Here is a 16,740-nt window from a genome sequence, read left to right on the forward strand (position 1 = left end):
GCGCGGGCCTGCCCCCACTAGGCTCACCGCATGAGAACAGCGCCGTTCCTCGACCTCTCCGACCCCGCCTTCGACGTCAACTCCGAGGAGGTGCACGCCGCCCGCGACGGCGGCTGGTACGCCGAGACGCCGTACGGCTGGGCGGTGCTGCGGTACGAGGAGGGCACCGCGCTGCTCAAGGACCGGCGGTTCCAGCAGGGCAACGCGCGCTGGCCGGCGCAGAACGGCATCCACGAGGGCCCCTGGCAGCAGTGGTGGGCTGAGACCCTGCTCAGCATCGAGGGCGCCGACCACCTGCGGATGCGCAAGCTCCTCGGCCCGGCGTTCCGGAACAAGACGATCGAGGCGATGCGGCCGCAGTTCCAGGCGCTCGCGGACGACCTCATCGACGCCTTCGCGCCCCGCGGATCCGTCGAGTTCGTGAGCGAGTTCGCCGAGCCGTACGCGTCGCGGATCCTGTGCCTGCTGCTCGGCCTGCCGGACGACGAGTGGCCGCAGGTCGCGCACTGGGCCGACGACCTCGGCAAGTCCTTCGGCATCAACGTGCGTCACGACCTGCCGCGCATCGAGGCCGCGCTCGAGGGCCTCACGGGCTACATCGAGGCGGTCGTGGCCGACCGGATGGCGCACCCGCGCGGCGATCTCGTGACGACGCTCGTGCAGGCGCACGAGGACGGCGATGCGCTGAGCCGCCGCGAGCTCTCCGTCGCCCTCGTCTTCCTCGCGTTCGCCGGAATGGAGACGACGCGCAACCAGCTCGGGCTCGCGCTGCAGACCTTCCTCGCTCACCCGGACCAGTGGGCGCTGCTCGCCGAGCGCCCCGACCTCGGCGCTCGCGCGGTCGAGGAGGTCATGCGCGTCAACCCGACCGTCACCTGGGTCACCCGCGAGGCGCTCGAGGACGTGGACCTGAACGGCCTGCAGGTGCCGAAGGGCGGGATCGTGCAGGTGCTCTCGCACGCGATCGGCACGGATCCGTCGAGGATGGGCGAGGATCCCGGTTTCGACCTGCGCGTCGAGGACCGCCCGCTGCACTCCGGCTTCGGCGGCGGGATCCACCACTGCCTCGGCCACTTCGTCGCCCGCACCGACATGTCGGTCGCACTGCCCCTGCTCGCCCGCCGGATGCCCGACGCGGTGCCGGACGGTCCCGGCGAGTGGCTCCCGGTGTCCGGCAACACGGGGCCTGTGCGATTCCCGATCCGGTTCACGCCCGGCGCCTAGCCGGGCCGCGCCGGTCCCTCCACTCGGAACGAGCACGTTCAGAGCGAGCTGCGGCGGGCCTCGATCGGGGCGCCGGGGGTGCCGTCGGAGTAGGCGACGCGGATCAGCGGATCGTCGGTGCCGAGATCGACGAGGGAACGGCCGAGGGTGATCGACGCGTGGCCGGCGCCGTCGAAGCGGACGGATCCGGCGCGCGAGGACCCGTAGGTCACGGTCGCGGTCGCGCCCGGCTGGCCCGACAGCGAGAGGGTGTAGCCGTTCGCGATGCGGATGCCGAACAGCCCTGCCGTCGAGTTCTCGGTCAGCCCGAGGAACGCGAGCGGCGCCGGAGCCGGTGCGGCGGGTGCCGTGGGCGCCGGCGCGGCCGGGGCGGCCGGGGCTGCGGGTGTGGAGGGCGGTGCCGGGGCGACCGGTGCCGGGGCGGGTGAGGACGGATCCGAAGGCGTGGACGGTGCGGCCGGATCGACCGGCGGCGGGGTGGGCTCGTCCCAGGGCGTGGGGGTCGGGATCGTCGGGGTCGGCAGCGCGGGACCGCCCGGCCCTCCTCCGCCCTCGCCGGCCAGCCCGTTGATCGGGTTGCCGTGGCCGCCCGCCTGGGCCGAGACGTCGGATCCGGTCGAGGCGTCGACGGGGGCGTGCCGCAGGAGCACGAAGCCCAGGACGACGGCGTTCGCGCAGGCCAGCACCACGACCGCGATCCCGAGCAGCACGATCGCCCGCCGCCGGCGCGACGCGGACCCGGTGGGCATCACGCGCGGGGTCGCCCAGCTGGGTTCCGTCGCGTGCGTCATGACCTGGTCGTTCCGTTCCGCGCGACGCGTGTCGCCGCGCGTCCGCCTCACGATACCCGCCCGTTCCTGGAAGGCAACCCCTCCCGGCCGCCGCGTCGGTGCCCTCCGATAGGATGAAGCCGCCCGATCGGGCCAGCTCATCGGCCGGTGCAAACCCGGCGAAAAGCACGGCGGCCACCGGCCGCACCCAAGGGGGATGCACCCATGCCAGGAATCGTGATCGTCGGCGTCCAGTGGGGCGACGAGGGCAAGGGCAAGGCCACCGACCTGCTCGGCGAGCGCACCGACTGGGTCGTCAAGTTCAACGGCGGCAACAACGCCGGGCACACGGTCGTCGTCGGCGACGAGAAGTACGCGCTGCACCTGCTCCCCTCCGGGATCCTGTCCCCCGGCGTGAACCCGGTCATCGGCAACGGCGTCGTGATCGACCTCGAGGTGCTGTTCAGCGAGCTCGAGGCGCTCGGATCCCGCGGCATCGACACGTCCCGCCTGAAGGTGAGCGCCAACGCGCACATCATCACGCAGTACCACCGCACGCTCGACAAGGTCACCGAGCGCTTCCTCGGCAAGCGCATGATCGGCACGACCGGCCGCGGCATCGGCCCGGCCTACGCCGACAAGATCAACCGTGTCGGGATCCGCGTGCAGGACCTCTTCGACGAGAACATCCTGCGGCAGAAGGTGGAGGGCGCCCTCGACCAGAAGAACCACCTGCTCGTGAAGGTGTTCAACCGCCGCGCGATCACGTGCGACGAGATCATCGAGGATCTGCTCTCCTACGCCGAGCGGCTGCGCCCCATGGTCGCCGACACGAGCCACCTGCTCGACGACGCGCTGAGTCGCGGCGAGGTCGTCGTGTTCGAGGGCGGCCAGGCCACCATGCTCGACGTCGACCACGGCACCTACCCGTTCGTCACCTCCTCCTCCGCGACGGCGGGCGGGGCGGCGACCGGATCCGGGGTGGGCCCCGGCCGCCTCGACCGCATCGTAGGCATCGTCAAGGCCTACACGACCCGCGTCGGATCGGGTCCGTTCCCCACCGAGCTCTTCGACGAGCAGGGCGAATGGCTGCGCGCCCGCGGTTTCGAGTTCGGCACCACGACCGGCCGCCCGCGCCGGGTGGGCTGGTACGACGCCCCGATCACGCGCTACGCGACCCGGGTCAACGGCATCACCGACCTCGTGCTGACCAAGCTCGACATCCTCGACGGTCTCGAGCAGATCCCCGTCTGCGTCGCCTACGACGTCGACGGCGTGCGCTTCGACGACGTGCCGGTGAACCAGAGTGACTTCCACCACGCGAAGCCGATCCTGGAGTACTTCCCGGGCTGGAGCGAGGACATCTCCTCGGCCCGCACCTTCGAGGATCTGCCGAAGAACGCGCAGGACTACGTGCTCGCCCTGGAGAAGATGTCCGGCACGCGCATCTCGGTGATCGGCGTCGGCCCGGAGCGCGACGAGGTCATCGTCCGGCACGACCTGCTCGACTGACGTGACCCGATTCTGGGTCGGCGGGTACGGCCCCGACATGGACGGCCAGGCCGCCGGGATCGGGCTGCTCGCCGGATCCGATGGCCGTGTGCCGACGACCCTCGCGTACCGCGGGGCGGTCGCGTCGGCCGTGTCGCCGTCCTGGCTCGCCGCGCATCCGACCCACGACGTCGTCTACGCGGCGCTGGAGGGATCCGGGGGCGTCGCGGCCTTCGCGCGCTCCGGTGAGAGCGCACTGACTCCGCTCGGCGCCCCGGTCTCCGCGGGTGCCGCGGTCTGCCACCTGGCCGTGTCCCCCGACGCGCGGTTCCTCGTCGCGAGCTGCTACGGCGACGGCCGGGTCGTGCGGATCGGCCTGGGTGCGGACGGCACGCTCGTCCCCGGCGGACGCGACAGGGCGGCCGAGGTGCGTGCCGCGCTGTTCGGCGAGGAGCCGCCGACCCAGGGCGAGGATCCGCAGGCGGCGACGGATCCCCACGCGTCGGATCCGCACCGTCTCGATCCCCACGGGAACCCGCGCGTCTCGCACGCGCACGCCGCCGCCTTCCTGCCGGACGGCCGGATCGCGACGACCGACCTCGGCTTCGATCTCGTGCGCATCTGGCGCTCGGGCGTGACCGGGCTGGTGCGCGATCACGAGGTCGTGCTACCGCGTGGATCCGGCCCGCGGCACATGGTCGTGCATCCGAGCGGGCACCTGCACGTCGTGACCGAGTACTCCTGCGAGCTGTTCACTCTCGCCGCCGACCGGGAGGGCCGCTGGGGCCTCGTCGCCGGCACCGTCGTCTCGGCGATCGCGACCCCCGGTCACGACTACCCGGCCGAGCTCAGCCGCTCCCGCGACGGCGCGACCCTGTACGCCGGGGTGCGCGGCAGCAACACCATCGCGGCTCTGCGCGTGCGCGGATCCGGCGAACGGGTCGAGCCGCTCGCGCTCGCCGACGCCGGCGTCGACTGGCCTCGCCACCACGTCGTGCACGACGGCGCCGTGCTGGTCTCCGGCCAGCGCTCGGACGAGATCAGCGTGCTCGACATCGACGACCGCACCGGCGCCCCCGGCCGCGTCCGCCACCGCACTCCCGCGCCGACGCCGACGCACCTGCTGCTCGTGCGCTGAGCCCGGAACGGCGACGCCTGCACGATCGGGCGACGTCTGCACAATCGGGCGACGTCTGCACGATCGCATCGGCGGAACGATCGTGCATTCGTCGCAGGATCGTGCGGTCGTCGCGCCGCCCGCACCGCGGGATCAGCCCCGCGGCCGCACCCCGCGGACGCGAAGATGCCCCGGAGCAGGATGGCGCCTGCTCCGGGGCATCCCGCCGCTTACAGGCCGGCGGCGTCCAGCTCGACGATCGCGGCCTCGACCTCCGCGCGCAGGGCGGCGCGCTCCGGGTCGGGCAGCCACGAGGCGTCGACGGCCCGCAGGGCCATCCGGCTCAGCTGCTCACGGGTCGCACCGATCTGCTCGTTGAGGATCGTGTACTCGTTCGTCAGCGAGGTGGGGAACATGCCCGGGTCGTCGGAGCAGGGAATGACGTTCAGACCCGCCTCGAGCATCGCCCCGATGGACGCGCGCCGCCACGGACGCCAGGAGCGCCGCGAGGTGGTGGACCCGACCGTGAAGGCGACACGCTCGTCGCGGACGCGCGCCACAACGTCCGGATCCTCCAGCACGTAGTACCCGTGATCGATGCGGTCGCAGCCGAGCAGGTCGAGGCACGTGATGGTGTTCTGCGCGCTGGGGGCGTGCTCCGAGGAGTGCGCCGTCCGCTTCAGACCCGCCTGGCCCGCCAGCCGATACGCGTCCGCGAAGCGCTCCGGGGGGCCGGCGGTCTCGAGGTTGTCCAGGCCGATGCCCACGACGTACTCGTTCGGGTTGTCGACGACCTCCCGCACACCGGCCAGAGCCTCCTCGCCGCTCTTGGACCGGTCGACGCCCTTGATGAGCCGCCCCGTCATCCCGAAGTCGCGCTCCGCCATCCGGATGCCCTCGGCGTACGCGGCCACGCTCCCGGCGTAGCCGAGCGACGCGAGGTGCTCCGGCACGTCGTCGAAGAACAGCTCCAGGTGCCGCACCCCGCTCTGCCGGTGGGCGTCCTCGAACGCCTCGTAGACGATCCGGGTGAGATCGTCCGCCTCGCGCAGCGACTGGATGACCCAGGTGGAGGCCTGGAACAGCGAGTAGGAGACCTCGGGTTCGTCTGCCGACCGGCCCTGCGGGACGGGGATCACGGTGTTCTCGTACAGCGCGGGGTCCGGCGGCAGCGAGTTGATGTCGGCGAAGATGCGCTCGGGCTCGTCCGGGAGGTCGAGGCCGGAGCGCCGGGCCAGCTCGGCGAAGGTCGTCGCGCGCACCGCACCGATGAGGTGGCAGTGCAGCTCGACCTTCGGGAGCCCCCGGATCCATTCGCCGGTGACGGCGGGCGTCACTTCGCGGTCACTTCGCGGGCGAAGCGGTCGACCCACTGGCTGCGGGTGGGGACGAGCTTCGACGGGTCGAGCGTCTTGTAGCCCGCGGCCATCGGGTCCTTCCCGATGTCGCCGACGACGGCCTGGATCTCCTTCGGGATCGTCGCGCCCGGGTTCACCGGCAGGTCGCCGACGAGCTTCGCGGAGGCGGTCTGCGCCTCGACGCCGAGGAGGTACTGGATGAACTTGTACGCGGCGTCGGTGTGGGCGGCGCCCTTCGGGATCATCGCGCGGTTGGTCGCCATGTAGGCGCCCTTGGACGGCGCGGTCCAGGCGATCGGCTCGCCGGAGGCGACGAGCTTCGTGGCGAAGCCGTTGAGCGCGTCGGCCGCCACGATCTCCTTCTGGGTGATCAGGTTGGTCACCTCGGTCGACGAGCTGTAGAACTGCAGGACGTTCGGAGCCCAGCCGTGCATGGTCTTGAACGCGCTGTCGACGTCGTAGGGGCCCTTGCCGTACGCGGTGCCGACGCCGCTGATGGTCAGCTGTCCGGCGGTCACGGCGATGTCGGGCAGGGCGAGCTTGCCCGCGTAGGCCTTGTTGCCGTACAGGCTCCAATCGGCCGCCTGCTTCTTGTCGAGCGCGTCCGTGCGGTAGAGCGTGCCGTTGAGCTGGTAGCTGTACGCGGGACCGTCGTAGGCGCTCTCCTTGGCGAACGAGGCGATGTCCTTCAGCGCCGGTACCTTCGACGCGTCGACCTTCTGGAACAGGTCGTCCTTCTGGCCGAGCGCGGCGTAGAAGTCGCTGATCATCATCACGTCCACGCCCGGGTCGACGCCTGCCGCGAGCTGCAGCTTGGAGATCCGGTCGGAGTTCGACCCGGTGTCGATCTGGACGGTGATGCCGGTCGCCTTGGTGAACGGGTCGATCACGGCCTGCTTGAGCTGATCGACGCCGAACGGGAAGGTGCTCACCACGAGGGTCTTGGACTCGGGGGCGGCGGAGGTGGCGCTCGGCGCGGCGGCCGGAGCGGCGGAGCTGCAGCCGGCGAGGGCGATGGCGGATGCCGTGAGGCCGGCGACGAGCGCGACGGCGCGGAGGCGGCGGATCTTCATGGGTGTTCCTTTCGGGATCGGTCGGGACGAGCTCGGGGTCAGTCGGACAGGGCGATGAGGTGGGAGGCGGAGGCGGACACCGTCACGGCGTCGCCGGGGACGACGCGGGGCGCGCCGTCGGCCCGCACGTGCGAGCGCAGGGTGACCGTGTCGGAACGGTCGTTCGCGTCGACCGTGATCAGCAGGTCCACGCCGCGGTAGGCGACATCGCGCACGGTCGCCGGCAGCGACCATCCGGCGGTGCGGGAGGAATCGCCCGGCTCGACGACGACGTGCTCGGGCCGGACGGTCACCAGGCCGTCGGCGGTCTGCACGAAGTTCTCGTAGCCGAGGAAGTCGGCGACGAAGCGGTTGGCGGGGGATCCGAAGACGTCCGCCGGAGCGCCCTGCTGCATGATCCTGCCGGCGCGCATGAGCACCATCTCGTCGCTCATCTCGAGCGCCTCGTCCTGGTCGTGCGTGACGAGCACGACCGTGAGTCCGGTCTCGTGCTGGATGCGCCGGATCTCCGCGCGCATCTGCACCCGGAGGCGCGCGTCGAGGTTCGACAGCGGCTCGTCGAGGAGCAGCAGCCTGGGCCGGATCGCGATCGCGCGGGCGAGGGCGACCCGCTGCTGCTGCCCGCCGGACAGGGCGCGCGGCTTGCGGGCGGCGAGGTGGACGAGGCCGACGAGTTCGAGGCTCTCGGCGACGCGCGCGTCGCGCTCGCGCCGCCCGACACGGCGCAGCTTGAGACCGTAGGCGACGTTCTCGGCGACGGTCATGTGCGGGAACAGCGCGTACGACTGGAACACCATGCCGAGACCGCGCTTCTCGGGCGGCGTGCGGGTGGCGTCGGCGCCGTCGATCAGGATCCGTCCGCTGGTCGGGCGGGTGTACCCGGCCAGCATCCGGAGGGACGTGGTCTTGCCGCATCCGGAGGGCCCGAGCAGCGTCGTGAGCTTGCCCGCGGGGATGCTGAGGTCGATGCCGTCGACGGCGGTGAAGTCGCCGAAGACCTGGCTGACGGATTCGAACTGCGCTGCTGCGTTCATCGGTTGATGCCTCCGAAGATCTTGGCGAAGCCGACGGTCTTCTCGGCGATGACGGCGATGACGATCGTGGCGGCGAGGATGAGGGTCGATGCGGCCGCGACCATGGGGTCGTAGCTCTGCTGCACGTAGTCGAGCATCGTGACGGGCAGCGTGCGGGTCGTGCGGCTCTGCAGCAGGAGCGAGAGCGGCACGTTGTTGAACGAGGTGATGAAGCTCAGCAGTGCGGCCGAGAAGATGCCCGGCCGCAGGATGGGCAGCGTGATCGTCCAGAACGTGCGCCACGGCGAGGCGCCGAGTCCGCGGGCGGCCTCCTCCAGGAACGGATCCGCGCCGATGACGGCGGCACCGGTCACGCGCACGGCGTAGGGCAGCAGGAGCGCCGTGTGCCCGACGAGCAGCACGAACCAGTTGTCGATCCGGAACGAGACGATCAGCTGCTGGAACAGGGCCAGTCCGACGACGAGCTCCGGGACGATCAGCGGAGAGAGGAAGAGGCCTTCCACGATGCCCTTGCCGGGGAGCCGGCCGCGGTGGATCGCGAGCGTCGTCGGCACGCCGACGAGGAGCGCGAGGAGCGTCGCCAGCAGGGCGATCTCGACGCTGGTCACGAGCGAGCCGATGAACGGCTGGTACTTCAGAGCCGCGTCGAACCACTGCAGGGAGAAGCCCTGGGGTGGGAACTTCAGCGTCGGGCTTCGAGTGAACGAGACGGCGACGACGAACAGGATCGGCACGATCATCACGATGTAGCCGGCGACGGCGAAGGCCGTGGCGACCGGGCGTGCGGTCTTCACGAGGTGGCTCCCTTCCGTCCGATCGCCGACGAGAGCGCGGAGACGGCGAACACGAGGACCGTCATGATGAGGGCGGTCGCGGAGGCGCCGGCCCAGTCGATCGTGACGCTGGCGTAGTTGAACAGCTGGGTGGACAGCACCCGGTTCGCGGAGCCGCCGAGCAGGTACGGCGTGGTGTACGCGGTCACGGATCCGGCGAACACGAGCGTGGATGCGACCACGATGCCCGGCAGGGACAGCGGCAGCACGACATCCCAGAAGGTGCGCGTCCGGGACGCCCCGAGCCCGCGGGCCGCGTCGTCGAGGCCCGGGTCGACCTGCGAGACGGCGGAGTAGCAGGTGATGATCGCCAGCGGCAGGAAGAGCTGCGTCAGACCGAGCACGATCGCGAGCGGCGTGTAGAGCAGCTGCGGCGCCTTGTCGACGATCCCGAGTCCGGTAAGGAGCTGCCCGATCGCGCCGTTCGAGCCGAGCACGACCAGCCAGCCGAACGTGCGGACGACGTTGCTCAGCAGCAGCGGGAAGATCGCCAGCGCGAGTAGGACGCCCGACCAGCGCGACGTGGACCGGGCGAGGAGGTAGGCGATCGGGAAGCCGAGCACCACGCACACGACCGTGACGATCGACGCCAGCAGGACCGTCCGTCCGATGATCGTCAGATCGTACGGGTCCGTCAGCATCATGCCCACCCGGGCGAAGATGTCGGTCGTCTTCGTCCGCGGCGGCGCGAGCAGCATCGTGACGGACGGTATGAGGAACCCGACGAGCAGGAACACGAGTCCCGGAAGCAACAGCAGCGTCGGCGTGAGCCTGCTCCGCATCACCATCTCCTCTGATCGTTTGGTCCAGAGTAACCGGTTTCATTCAAAGTGCAAGATCTGATGCTTCTCCTTGTTTCACAGACGATCTCAGGCTGTTCAGCACAGAAACAACCGGTTACATATTGATGCCAGGATAGGCTGAGCGGAATTAAGGAGCCTGCATGGTCACGATCGCCGATGTGGCGAAGCTCGCCGGAGTCTCGAAGGCGACGGCTTCGCGGGCGTTCTCACGCCCGGAGGTGGTCTCCACGGAGACCGCCCAACGCGTGCACAGCGCCGCCGAGAAGCTCGGATTCGTGGTGAACACCGCGGCGCGGCTGCTCGCCGGGGGGAAGAGCGGCATCCTCGCGCTCGTCGTGCCCACGCTCGACAACAGCTTCTTCACCCCGATCATCGCCGGGGCGCAGGAGAGCACGGACGCCGACGGCTATCAGCTGACGGTCGTCGTCCATCCGCTGGAGACGGCCGCCGAGCTCCCCTCGTTCGAGCGCCTCCGGCGTCAGGTCGACGGCCTCATCGTCCTCGCCCCGCGCGGATCCGACGAGTTCATCCGGGCCGCGCTCGGCAGCACCCCGACCGTCCTCGTCGATCGCGAGATCGACGGGATCCCCTCCGTCATCGCCGACTCCGCCACGGCGTTCGGAGCGCTCGTGGAGAGCCTGATCGCCGGCGGGCACCGGCGCATCGTCTACCTCGGCGGCCCGGCCGGATCCTGGCAGGACCGCCAGCGCACGGCGGCGGCGCAGGCCGCGGCCGTGGGCTCCGACGCGCAGGTGACCGTCGTCGGGCCGTACGATTCGACGTTCGCGGCGGGCATCGAGGCCTCCGCGGCGGTGCGCGAGAGCGCGCCGACCGCCGTCGTGCCGTATGCGACCGCGCTGGGTCTGGGCGTGCAGTTCGCCTATCTCGTGGAGGGCGATCGCCCTCCGGTGGTCAGTTCCGAGCGCGCCATCGTGGAGGCGCTGGGCAGCGTGGACGTGCCTGCGATCGACGTGGACGGTCAGGGGCTGGGGCGCACCGCCGCGGAGATGCTCCTGCGGCGCATCGCGGCCCCGGACGAGCCGGCGGCGCGGGTGCGGCTGGACGTCGGGCTCGTCCTCGGCCCGATGCGGTCGGGCGCGGGCGGCGCCGCCGAGGAGCCGACGAGGCCCTGAGCGGGCACCCGCCGGGGAGTCCACCGCGCTCAGGGCGCGCCGGGCGCGCCCGCCCGACTCACGCCGCCTGCAGTGCCCGCCCGACTCACGCCGCCTGCAGCGCCCGCATCGCGGGGAACAGCTGCTCCACGACGTATTCCGCGTCCCGCCCCATGCCCATCAGGGTCGGCGACGCGATCGAGTACTGGAACGGCAGCCCGACGAACGCCAGGCCGGGGACGGTCGTCGAGATCCCGCGGTCGTGCCGGACCCCTTCGCGGTCCGCGAAACCCGGGATGTCGATCCAGCCCAGCACCGGACGGGATCCCGTGCACCAGACGATCGTCGCCGGATCCAGGCGCTCGCCGTCTTCGAGGGTCGGAAGGCCGTCGTCGACGGCCACCACGCGTCCGACCTGCCGGATCCCCGCCTTGATCAGATCGGAGACGTGGTTGCGGACCAGGTTGACGCCGTGCCCTTTCCGCTCGTCCCACATCCGCCGCCCCTTCTCGGTGTCGGAGGTGGCGTTGCGCAGGCGCCGGATGAAGATGCTGCTGATCAGGTTGCCGACCGGGGTGTCGATGTGCCCCGGGATCTGCCCGGGGTTGCGCCCGGCGATCGTGGTGCGGTGCCCCGCGGCGGCGGCCTCGAGGGCGATGTCCGTGCCCGAGTTCGCGGCGCCGACGACCAGCACCGCCCCGGCCGCGAGATCCTCCGGGCCGTGGTAGTCGAGCGAGTGCACCTGCCGGATCGTCGGATCGATCTCCGCCGCGAGGGCGGGCACGATCGGCCGGTGGTGCGCGCCCGCCGCGACGACGACGCGCTCCGCGAGGACTTCTTCGCCGTCCGGCAGCTCGAGGCGGAACAGGCCCGACGGATCGAGCGAGAGCCGCTGCACGGGCGTGCTCGTGCGGACCGGGATCTCGAACGTCGCCGCGTACCGCTCCAGGTAGTCGGCGAGCTGCATGCCGGTGGCGTACTCGAAGTACCCGATGTCGAGCCCCAGCCCGGGCAGCTCCGCCCAGCGCCGCGGGGTGAACAGGCGCAGCGAGCGGTAGCGCTCGCGCCAGGTGTCGCCGATGCGCGCGTGCGCGTCGAACACCTCGAACGTCGCGCCGTGCTGCTGCGCCCGCCGGGCGGTGTGCAGGCCGGCCGCTCCCGCGCCGATGATGGCCAGGTCGAGTGCTGCAGTGGACATGAGAGCCTCCTTCTCCGTCTTTCCTGCACGCTAGGGCGGGGCGGGAGGGGCCGGCATCGGCAGAAATGACCAATTCCGGGCACGGATCGGCGCTCCGGCAGCCTCAGTGGCCGTGGCAGCCTCAGCGCCTGTGGTGCTGCGCGCCGGGGTCAGACCGCGCTGACGAGCCCGTGCGCGAAGGCGTAGGCGGTCGCGGCGGAGCGGCTGGGGACGTCGAGCTTGCTCAGGATGCTGCCGACGTGGCGGGCCACGGTGCGGTCGCTGAGGAACAGCCGCTCGGCGATGTGCCGGTTCGACCAGCCCCGTGCGACGAGTTCGAGCACCTCGCGTTCGCGGCGGCTGAGGCCGGGATCCGCGGGCTCGCGCCGGGTCGTCGCGGCGAGCCGTTCCAGCCGGGCGAGATCCGGCACCGCCCCCAGCCCTTCCAGCACGGCGCGCGCGGCGTCGAACTCGAGCAGCGCACCCTCCTCGTCCCCGGCGGCGCGGGCGGCCGATCCGATCGCCACCCGGACCAGGGCGGCCTGATGCGGGGCGTCGAGGTGCCGCCAGTCCAGCCACGCCGCCCGCAGCTTCGCCAGGGCCTCGGCCGGCCGGCCCTCCCGGAGCGCGATCTCGCCCTGCGCCTGGGCGGCGAGGGCGCGCATCGAGAGCGAGTCGAAGGATTCCGCGCAGCCGGCGAGCTCCTCGGCTGCGGTGTGCGCGTCGGCGATCCTGCCGCGGTCCAGCGCGACGGCGACGACCGCAGCGAGCACCTCCGCCCGCTCGGCCGGGCCGAGCAGGGACGACCGGGCGCGGGAGAGGCCCGCCCACGCGGTCTCCAGCTCGCCGGCGTCGCGGTGCAGCAGGGCGAGCCCCGGCTGCACCTCGCGTCCCAGCGCGGCCGCCTGGCGGAACGCGTCGCGGGCCGCGGCGGCACGGCCGGCGACGCGGTGCAGTTCCGCCGCGCGGTACCAGGCGTTCGCGATCGTCTCCACGCGCTTGTCCGAGCGGCAGACCTGGTCGGCGGCCTTCGCCGCGGCCTTCCACTCCCCGCCCAGCTGCATGACCGTGGCGCGGTGCAGGGTGCACTCGCCGCGGAACGGCTCGAGGCCGTGCTGCGAGTCGCACCAGTCCCCGAGATCACGGGTCCAGACCCTGGCCCGCTCGAGGTCGCCGCGGGCGAGGAGTCCCGCCACCACGGCGCAGAACGCCGGCCCGGCGGCGCGGTCGCTCACCCGCCCGCTGCCGATCATGAGCATCACCCGGTCCAGGCTCGCGAAACCCTCCTCCACCCGGCCGAGCTTCACGAGCGAGTGGCCGAGGCCCATCGTGGCGAGGGCGTCGAGGTCGCCGTCCCCCACCGCTGCGGCGAGGTCCGCCGCCGCGCGGTAGAGCCGGACGGATCCGTCCATGTCGCCCTCCGCGAACCGGACGACCGCGTCGCACAGCCCGCGGAACGCATCGGTGCGCCGATCCGCGTCCGGCCGCGCGCAGAGCTCGTACAGCCGGCCCATCCAGGTCCGCGAGAGGACCTCCTGCCCCTGCTCGCTGAGCGTGAATCCGAGCCAGAACACGCAGCGCACCGCCGCGGGGAGGTCGCCGGCGTCGAGATAGGCGAGGTGCGCGCGCTCCCACGCGCGGGCGCTGACGTCGTCGCGGCCGATGAACCAGGCCGCCTGGCCGAGGTCGTCCAGCTCGCCGGGCGCGAGGGCGGTCTCGCGCGCGGCGAGTTCCTCGAATCGGCCCGTCCAGTCCACGACGGGCGCGCCCCGGATCGCCATGCGCACAGTATCTGCCCCCGCCGCACGGGGGACAAGGGCGCCGGGCGGATCCGATCGTTCTCCGATCCCGAGGAGCGATGTCCGTCCTCGAAACCCGGGGACGAGCGCGGACATCGCTCCCCGAAACGACGGGAGACAGGCACCCGGCCTGCGGATCCGTGAGGAATCCGGGCGGCGTGACGGGCGTTCTGGGAGGGTGGAACGGGTCCCACGGGGCCGCGGCGACGGGAGGCGGAGATGACCGACGAATACGACCTGATCGTGCTGGGCGGGGGACCGGTCGGCGAGAACGTGGCGGATCGCGCCGTGCAGGGCGGCCTCACCGCCGTGATCGTGGAGAGCGAGCTCGTCGGCGGCGAGTGCTCCTACTGGGCCTGCATCCCGTCGAAGGCGCTGCTGCGCTCGCCGCAGGCGCTGCGCGCGGCACAGCACGTCGGCGGTGCGGCGGAGGCGATGACCGGATCCCTCGACGTCGCGGCGACGCTCGCGCGGCGCGACGGGTTCACCCATCACTGGACCGACGACGGCCAGGTCCGCTGGCTCGCGTCGGCGCACATCGAGCTCGTCCGCGGGCACGGCCGGCTGAGCGGCGAGCGGCGGGTGACCGTCACCACGCCCGACGGTTCCGAGCGTGTGCTCACCGCCCGTCACGCGGTCGCGGTCAGCACGGGATCCGACGCCGCGGTCCCGCCGATCCCCGGCCTGCGCGAGGCGGATCCGTGGACCAGCCGGGACGCGACGAGCGCCGAGGAGATCCCCGCGTCCCTCGTCGTGATCGGCGGCGGTGTGGTCGCCGTGGAGATGGCCACGGCCTACGCCTCGCTGGGCGCGGTCGTGACGGTGCTCGCCCGCAGCGGACTGCTCGGCACGGTCGAACCCTTCGCCGGCGAGCTCGTCGCCGACGGGCTGCGCGAGCTCGGCGTCGACGTCCGCACCGGGGTCGCGACGCTCTCGGTCGCCCGCGATGCCGAAGGCGTCACGGTGCGGACCGACGGCGGGGAGGTGCGCGCCGCGGAGGTCCTCGTCGCGACGGGCCGCACACCCCGCAGCGGCGACATCGGCCTGGAGACGGTCGGTCTCGAACCGGGGCGCTCGATCGCCGTGGACGAGACCCTGCGCGTCCCCGGATCCGATTGGCTGTACGCGGTCGGCGACGTGAACGGGCGCGTGCTGCTCACGCACCAGGGCAAGTACCAGGCACGCGCCGCCGGCGACGTGATCGCGGCCCGTGCGCGCGGCGAGGAGGTGGACGACGCCGCGTGGGGGCGGCACGCCGCGACGGCGGATCATGCGGCCGTCCCGCAGGTCGTGTTCTCCGCGCCGGAGGTGGCGGCGGTGGGCCTCACCGAGGCGGCGGCGCAGAGGGCCGGGCACCGGGTCCGCGCGGTCGACGTGGAGTTCTCCTCGGTGTCCGGCGCCTCGTTGCACGCGGACGGCTACCGGGGCCGCGCCCGCATGGTCGTCGACGAGGATCGCCAGGTGCTGCTCGGCGTCACGCTGGCCGGGCCCGACGTCGCGGAGCTGATCCACGCGGGCGCGATCGCGGTGGCCGGCGAGGTGCCGCTGACCCGGCTCTGGCACGCGGTGCCGTCGTACCCGACGATGAGCGAGGTGTGGTTGCGCCTGCTCGAGGCGTACGGCCGCCGATCGGCCTGACCCCCCTGTTCCGCTCCTCGAAATCAGGGGATCCGGGAATCCCGACACCGGCCCGCCTGTTTCCGTTGTCGGAGGTGCCGCGTACTGTCTAGAGGGCACAGCCTGTCGAAGGCGCGGCGCCGGAACAACCCGAGGGAGGGTCGAGCATGCAGGCAGTATTCGACGGAGCCGTCGTCGCCGAGGCCGATGAGGCGGATGTGGTGATCATCGAGGGCAACCGGTACTTCCCGCCCACCGCGGTCACCGAGGGCGTGCTGCAGACCAGCCCCACCCCGTACACGTGCCCGTGGAAGGGCGAGTGCCAGTACTACTCGGTCCGGGTCGACGACGTGACCCACCCGGATCTGGCGTGGGCGTACCCGCGTCCCTACGAGAGCGCGATCGAGCGCGTCGGGGTCGACTTCGCGGGCTATGTCGCCTTCGATCCGCGCGTGAAGGTGTCCCTCTGAGGCGCCCATGATCGAGTTCCGATCCGTCTCCAAGACCTTCCCCGACGGCACTCACGCCGTCGAGGACTTCAGCCTGGTGATCCCGGCGCGCGAGACGACGGTGCTCGTCGGATCCTCGGGGTCCGGCAAGACGACGCTGCTGCGCATGATCAACCGCATGGTCGAGCCGACCGGCGGCACGGTCGAGATCGACGGCGAGAGCGTGCGCGACAAGGATCCGGTGGCCCTGCGCCGCGGGATCGGCTACGTGATGCAGAACTCCGGCCTGATGCCGCATTTCACGGTGATCGACAACGTCGCGACCGTGCTGCGCCTGAACGGCGTCGCCCGGCGGGACGCGCATGTCCGCGCCAGGGCGCTGCTCGACACCGTCGGGCTCGACCAGCGGCTCGCCGACCGCTACCCGATCCAGCTGTCCGGCGGGCAGCAGCAGCGCGTCGGCGTCGCACGCGGGCTCGCGGCGGATCCGAACATCCTGCTCATGGACGAGCCCTTCGGCGCGGTCGACCCGATCGTGCGCACCGAGCTGCAGCAGGAGCTGCTGCGGCTGCAGCGCGAGCTCGACAAGACCGTCGTCTTCGTCACGCACGACATCGACGAGGCGTTCCTGCTCGGCGACCGGATCGTGATCCTCGACAGGGCCGCCCGGATCGTGCAGCAGGGCACCCCGGAGGAGATCCTCGCGGCGCCCGCAGACGACTTCGTCGCGGCGTTCGTCGGCGCCGACCGGGGCAGGCGCTCGCTGCACCTGAAGCAGACCCCGCACGGCACCGTCGTCGTCGACGCCGACGGGCGGGCGCAGGGCACGCTCGTGCAGACTCCCGCAGACGCGGTCGCGATCGACGCGGGGACGGCCGGCTGA

General features: G+C 72.0%; 15 protein-coding genes. 7 read left to right on the forward strand and 8 right to left on the reverse strand.

What is annotated here, in order from left to right; all coding sequences use genetic code 11:
• Positions 1-30: 30 nt before the first annotated feature.
• A complete protein-coding gene (locus tag RBR11_RS17895; RefSeq protein WP_308490744.1) occupies positions 31-1,224 on the forward strand; it encodes a cytochrome P450 in 1,194 nt (397 codons plus the stop codon).
• Between the two features lie 38 nt (positions 1,225-1,262).
• Here the strand turns inward: RBR11_RS17895 and RBR11_RS17900 are convergent, their stop codons facing one another.
• Entirely contained in the window at positions 1,263-2,015 is a 753-nt protein-coding gene (locus tag RBR11_RS17900) for a hypothetical protein (RefSeq protein ID WP_308490745.1), read from the reverse strand.
• A 204-nt stretch (positions 2,016-2,219) separates the two neighbouring features.
• On the opposite strand from RBR11_RS17900, the gene RBR11_RS17905 reads away from it, so the two are divergent.
• Positions 2,220-3,506, forward strand: a complete 1,287-nt coding sequence (locus tag RBR11_RS17905) for an adenylosuccinate synthase (RefSeq protein ID WP_308490746.1) — start codon at positions 2,220-2,222, stop codon at positions 3,504-3,506.
• A gap of 1 nt (position 3,507) precedes the next feature.
• Positions 3,508-4,623 carry a lactonase family protein gene (locus tag RBR11_RS17910; protein WP_308490747.1) on the forward strand — a complete coding sequence of 372 codons (1,116 nt, stop codon included), beginning with the start codon at positions 3,508-3,510 and terminating at the stop codon, positions 4,621-4,623.
• 209 nt (positions 4,624-4,832) lie between these two features.
• Here the strand turns inward: RBR11_RS17910 and RBR11_RS17915 are convergent, their stop codons facing one another.
• The 5 genes from RBR11_RS17915 to RBR11_RS17935 are packed head-to-tail and all read right to left on the reverse strand — an operon-like array spanning position 4,833 to position 9,682.
• Positions 4,833-5,939: an adenosine deaminase family protein gene (locus RBR11_RS17915; RefSeq protein WP_308490748.1), complete on the reverse strand. Its 1,107-nt coding sequence runs from the start codon at positions 5,937-5,939 to the stop codon at positions 4,833-4,835.
• Positions 5,936-7,033 carry an extracellular solute-binding protein gene (locus tag RBR11_RS17920; RefSeq protein ID WP_308490749.1) on the reverse strand — a complete coding sequence of 366 codons (1,098 nt, stop codon included), beginning with the start codon at positions 7,031-7,033 and terminating at the stop codon, positions 5,936-5,938. Before RBR11_RS17920 ends, RBR11_RS17915 begins: the two co-directional genes overlap by 4 nt.
• Before the next feature lie 38 nt (positions 7,034-7,071).
• Positions 7,072-8,067 (reverse strand): ABC transporter ATP-binding protein, encoded by a 996-nt coding sequence (locus tag RBR11_RS17925; RefSeq protein ID WP_308490750.1) that lies wholly within the window; start codon positions 8,065-8,067, stop codon positions 7,072-7,074.
• Positions 8,064-8,861: an ABC transporter permease gene (locus tag RBR11_RS17930; RefSeq protein WP_308490751.1), complete on the reverse strand. Its 798-nt coding sequence runs from the start codon at positions 8,859-8,861 to the stop codon at positions 8,064-8,066. The genes RBR11_RS17925 and RBR11_RS17930 overlap by 4 nt, the downstream gene beginning before the upstream one ends.
• Positions 8,858-9,682 (reverse strand): ABC transporter permease, encoded by an 825-nt coding sequence (locus RBR11_RS17935; protein WP_308490752.1) that lies wholly within the window; start codon positions 9,680-9,682, stop codon positions 8,858-8,860. Before RBR11_RS17935 ends, RBR11_RS17930 begins: the two co-directional genes overlap by 4 nt.
• A gap of 161 nt (positions 9,683-9,843) precedes the next feature.
• Between RBR11_RS17935 and RBR11_RS17940 the strand changes: the two genes are divergently transcribed.
• Positions 9,844-10,836 carry a LacI family DNA-binding transcriptional regulator gene (locus tag RBR11_RS17940; protein WP_308490753.1) on the forward strand — a complete coding sequence of 331 codons (993 nt, stop codon included), beginning with the start codon at positions 9,844-9,846 and terminating at the stop codon, positions 10,834-10,836.
• Positions 10,837-10,921: 85 nt separating this feature from the next.
• Here RBR11_RS17940 and RBR11_RS17945 read toward each other — a convergent pair whose 3' ends face one another.
• Positions 10,922-12,013 carry a flavin-containing monooxygenase gene (locus RBR11_RS17945; protein ID WP_308490754.1) on the reverse strand — a complete coding sequence of 364 codons (1,092 nt, stop codon included), beginning with the start codon at positions 12,011-12,013 and terminating at the stop codon, positions 10,922-10,924.
• 149 nt (positions 12,014-12,162) lie between these two features.
• Positions 12,163-13,773: a LuxR C-terminal-related transcriptional regulator gene (locus RBR11_RS17950; RefSeq protein WP_308490755.1), complete on the reverse strand. Its 1,611-nt coding sequence runs from the start codon at positions 13,771-13,773 to the stop codon at positions 12,163-12,165.
• Between the two features lie 237 nt (positions 13,774-14,010).
• On the opposite strand from RBR11_RS17950, the gene RBR11_RS17955 reads away from it, so the two are divergent.
• From RBR11_RS17955 to RBR11_RS17965, 3 genes are all read left to right on the forward strand, one after another.
• A complete protein-coding gene (locus RBR11_RS17955; protein WP_308490756.1) occupies positions 14,011-15,429 on the forward strand; it encodes a dihydrolipoyl dehydrogenase family protein in 1,419 nt (472 codons plus the stop codon).
• A gap of 146 nt (positions 15,430-15,575) precedes the next feature.
• Positions 15,576-15,878, forward strand: a complete 303-nt coding sequence (locus RBR11_RS17960; RefSeq protein WP_308490757.1) for a DUF427 domain-containing protein — start codon at positions 15,576-15,578, stop codon at positions 15,876-15,878.
• A gap of 7 nt (positions 15,879-15,885) precedes the next feature.
• Positions 15,886-16,740 carry an ABC transporter ATP-binding protein gene (locus tag RBR11_RS17965; protein ID WP_308490758.1) on the forward strand — a complete coding sequence of 285 codons (855 nt, stop codon included), beginning with the start codon at positions 15,886-15,888 and terminating at the stop codon, positions 16,738-16,740.

It is taken from the genome of Microbacterium capsulatum, from assembly GCF_030865425.1.
GTDB lineage: Bacteria > Actinomycetota > Actinomycetes > Actinomycetales > Microbacteriaceae > Microbacterium > Microbacterium capsulatum.

Bases quoted from the DNA above. Each gene is read 5' to 3' on its own strand.
- RBR11_RS17895 (WP_308490744.1), top strand. From the start codon at position 31: ATGAGAACAGCGCCGTTCCTCGACCTCTCCGACCCCGCCTTCGACGTC.
- RBR11_RS17900 (WP_308490745.1), bottom strand. From the start codon at position 2,015: ATGACGCACGCGACGGAACCCAGCTGGGCGACCCCGCGCGTGATGCCC.
- RBR11_RS17905 (WP_308490746.1), top strand. From the start codon at position 2,220: ATGCCAGGAATCGTGATCGTCGGCGTCCAGTGGGGCGACGAGGGCAAG.
- RBR11_RS17920 (WP_308490749.1), bottom strand. From the start codon at position 7,033: ATGAAGATCCGCCGCCTCCGCGCCGTCGCGCTCGTCGCCGGCCTCACG.
- RBR11_RS17925 (WP_308490750.1), bottom strand. From the start codon at position 8,067: ATGAACGCAGCAGCGCAGTTCGAATCCGTCAGCCAGGTCTTCGGCGAC.
- RBR11_RS17935 (WP_308490752.1), bottom strand. From the start codon at position 9,682: ATGCGGAGCAGGCTCACGCCGACGCTGCTGTTGCTTCCGGGACTCGTG.
- RBR11_RS17940 (WP_308490753.1), top strand. From the start codon at position 9,844: ATGGTCACGATCGCCGATGTGGCGAAGCTCGCCGGAGTCTCGAAGGCG.
- RBR11_RS17945 (WP_308490754.1), bottom strand. From the start codon at position 12,013: ATGTCCACTGCAGCACTCGACCTGGCCATCATCGGCGCGGGAGCGGCC.
- RBR11_RS17950 (WP_308490755.1), bottom strand. From the start codon at position 13,773: ATGGCGATCCGGGGCGCGCCCGTCGTGGACTGGACGGGCCGATTCGAG.
- RBR11_RS17955 (WP_308490756.1), top strand. From the start codon at position 14,011: ATGACCGACGAATACGACCTGATCGTGCTGGGCGGGGGACCGGTCGGC.
- RBR11_RS17960 (WP_308490757.1), top strand. From the start codon at position 15,576: ATGCAGGCAGTATTCGACGGAGCCGTCGTCGCCGAGGCCGATGAGGCG.
- RBR11_RS17965 (WP_308490758.1), top strand. From the start codon at position 15,886: ATGATCGAGTTCCGATCCGTCTCCAAGACCTTCCCCGACGGCACTCAC.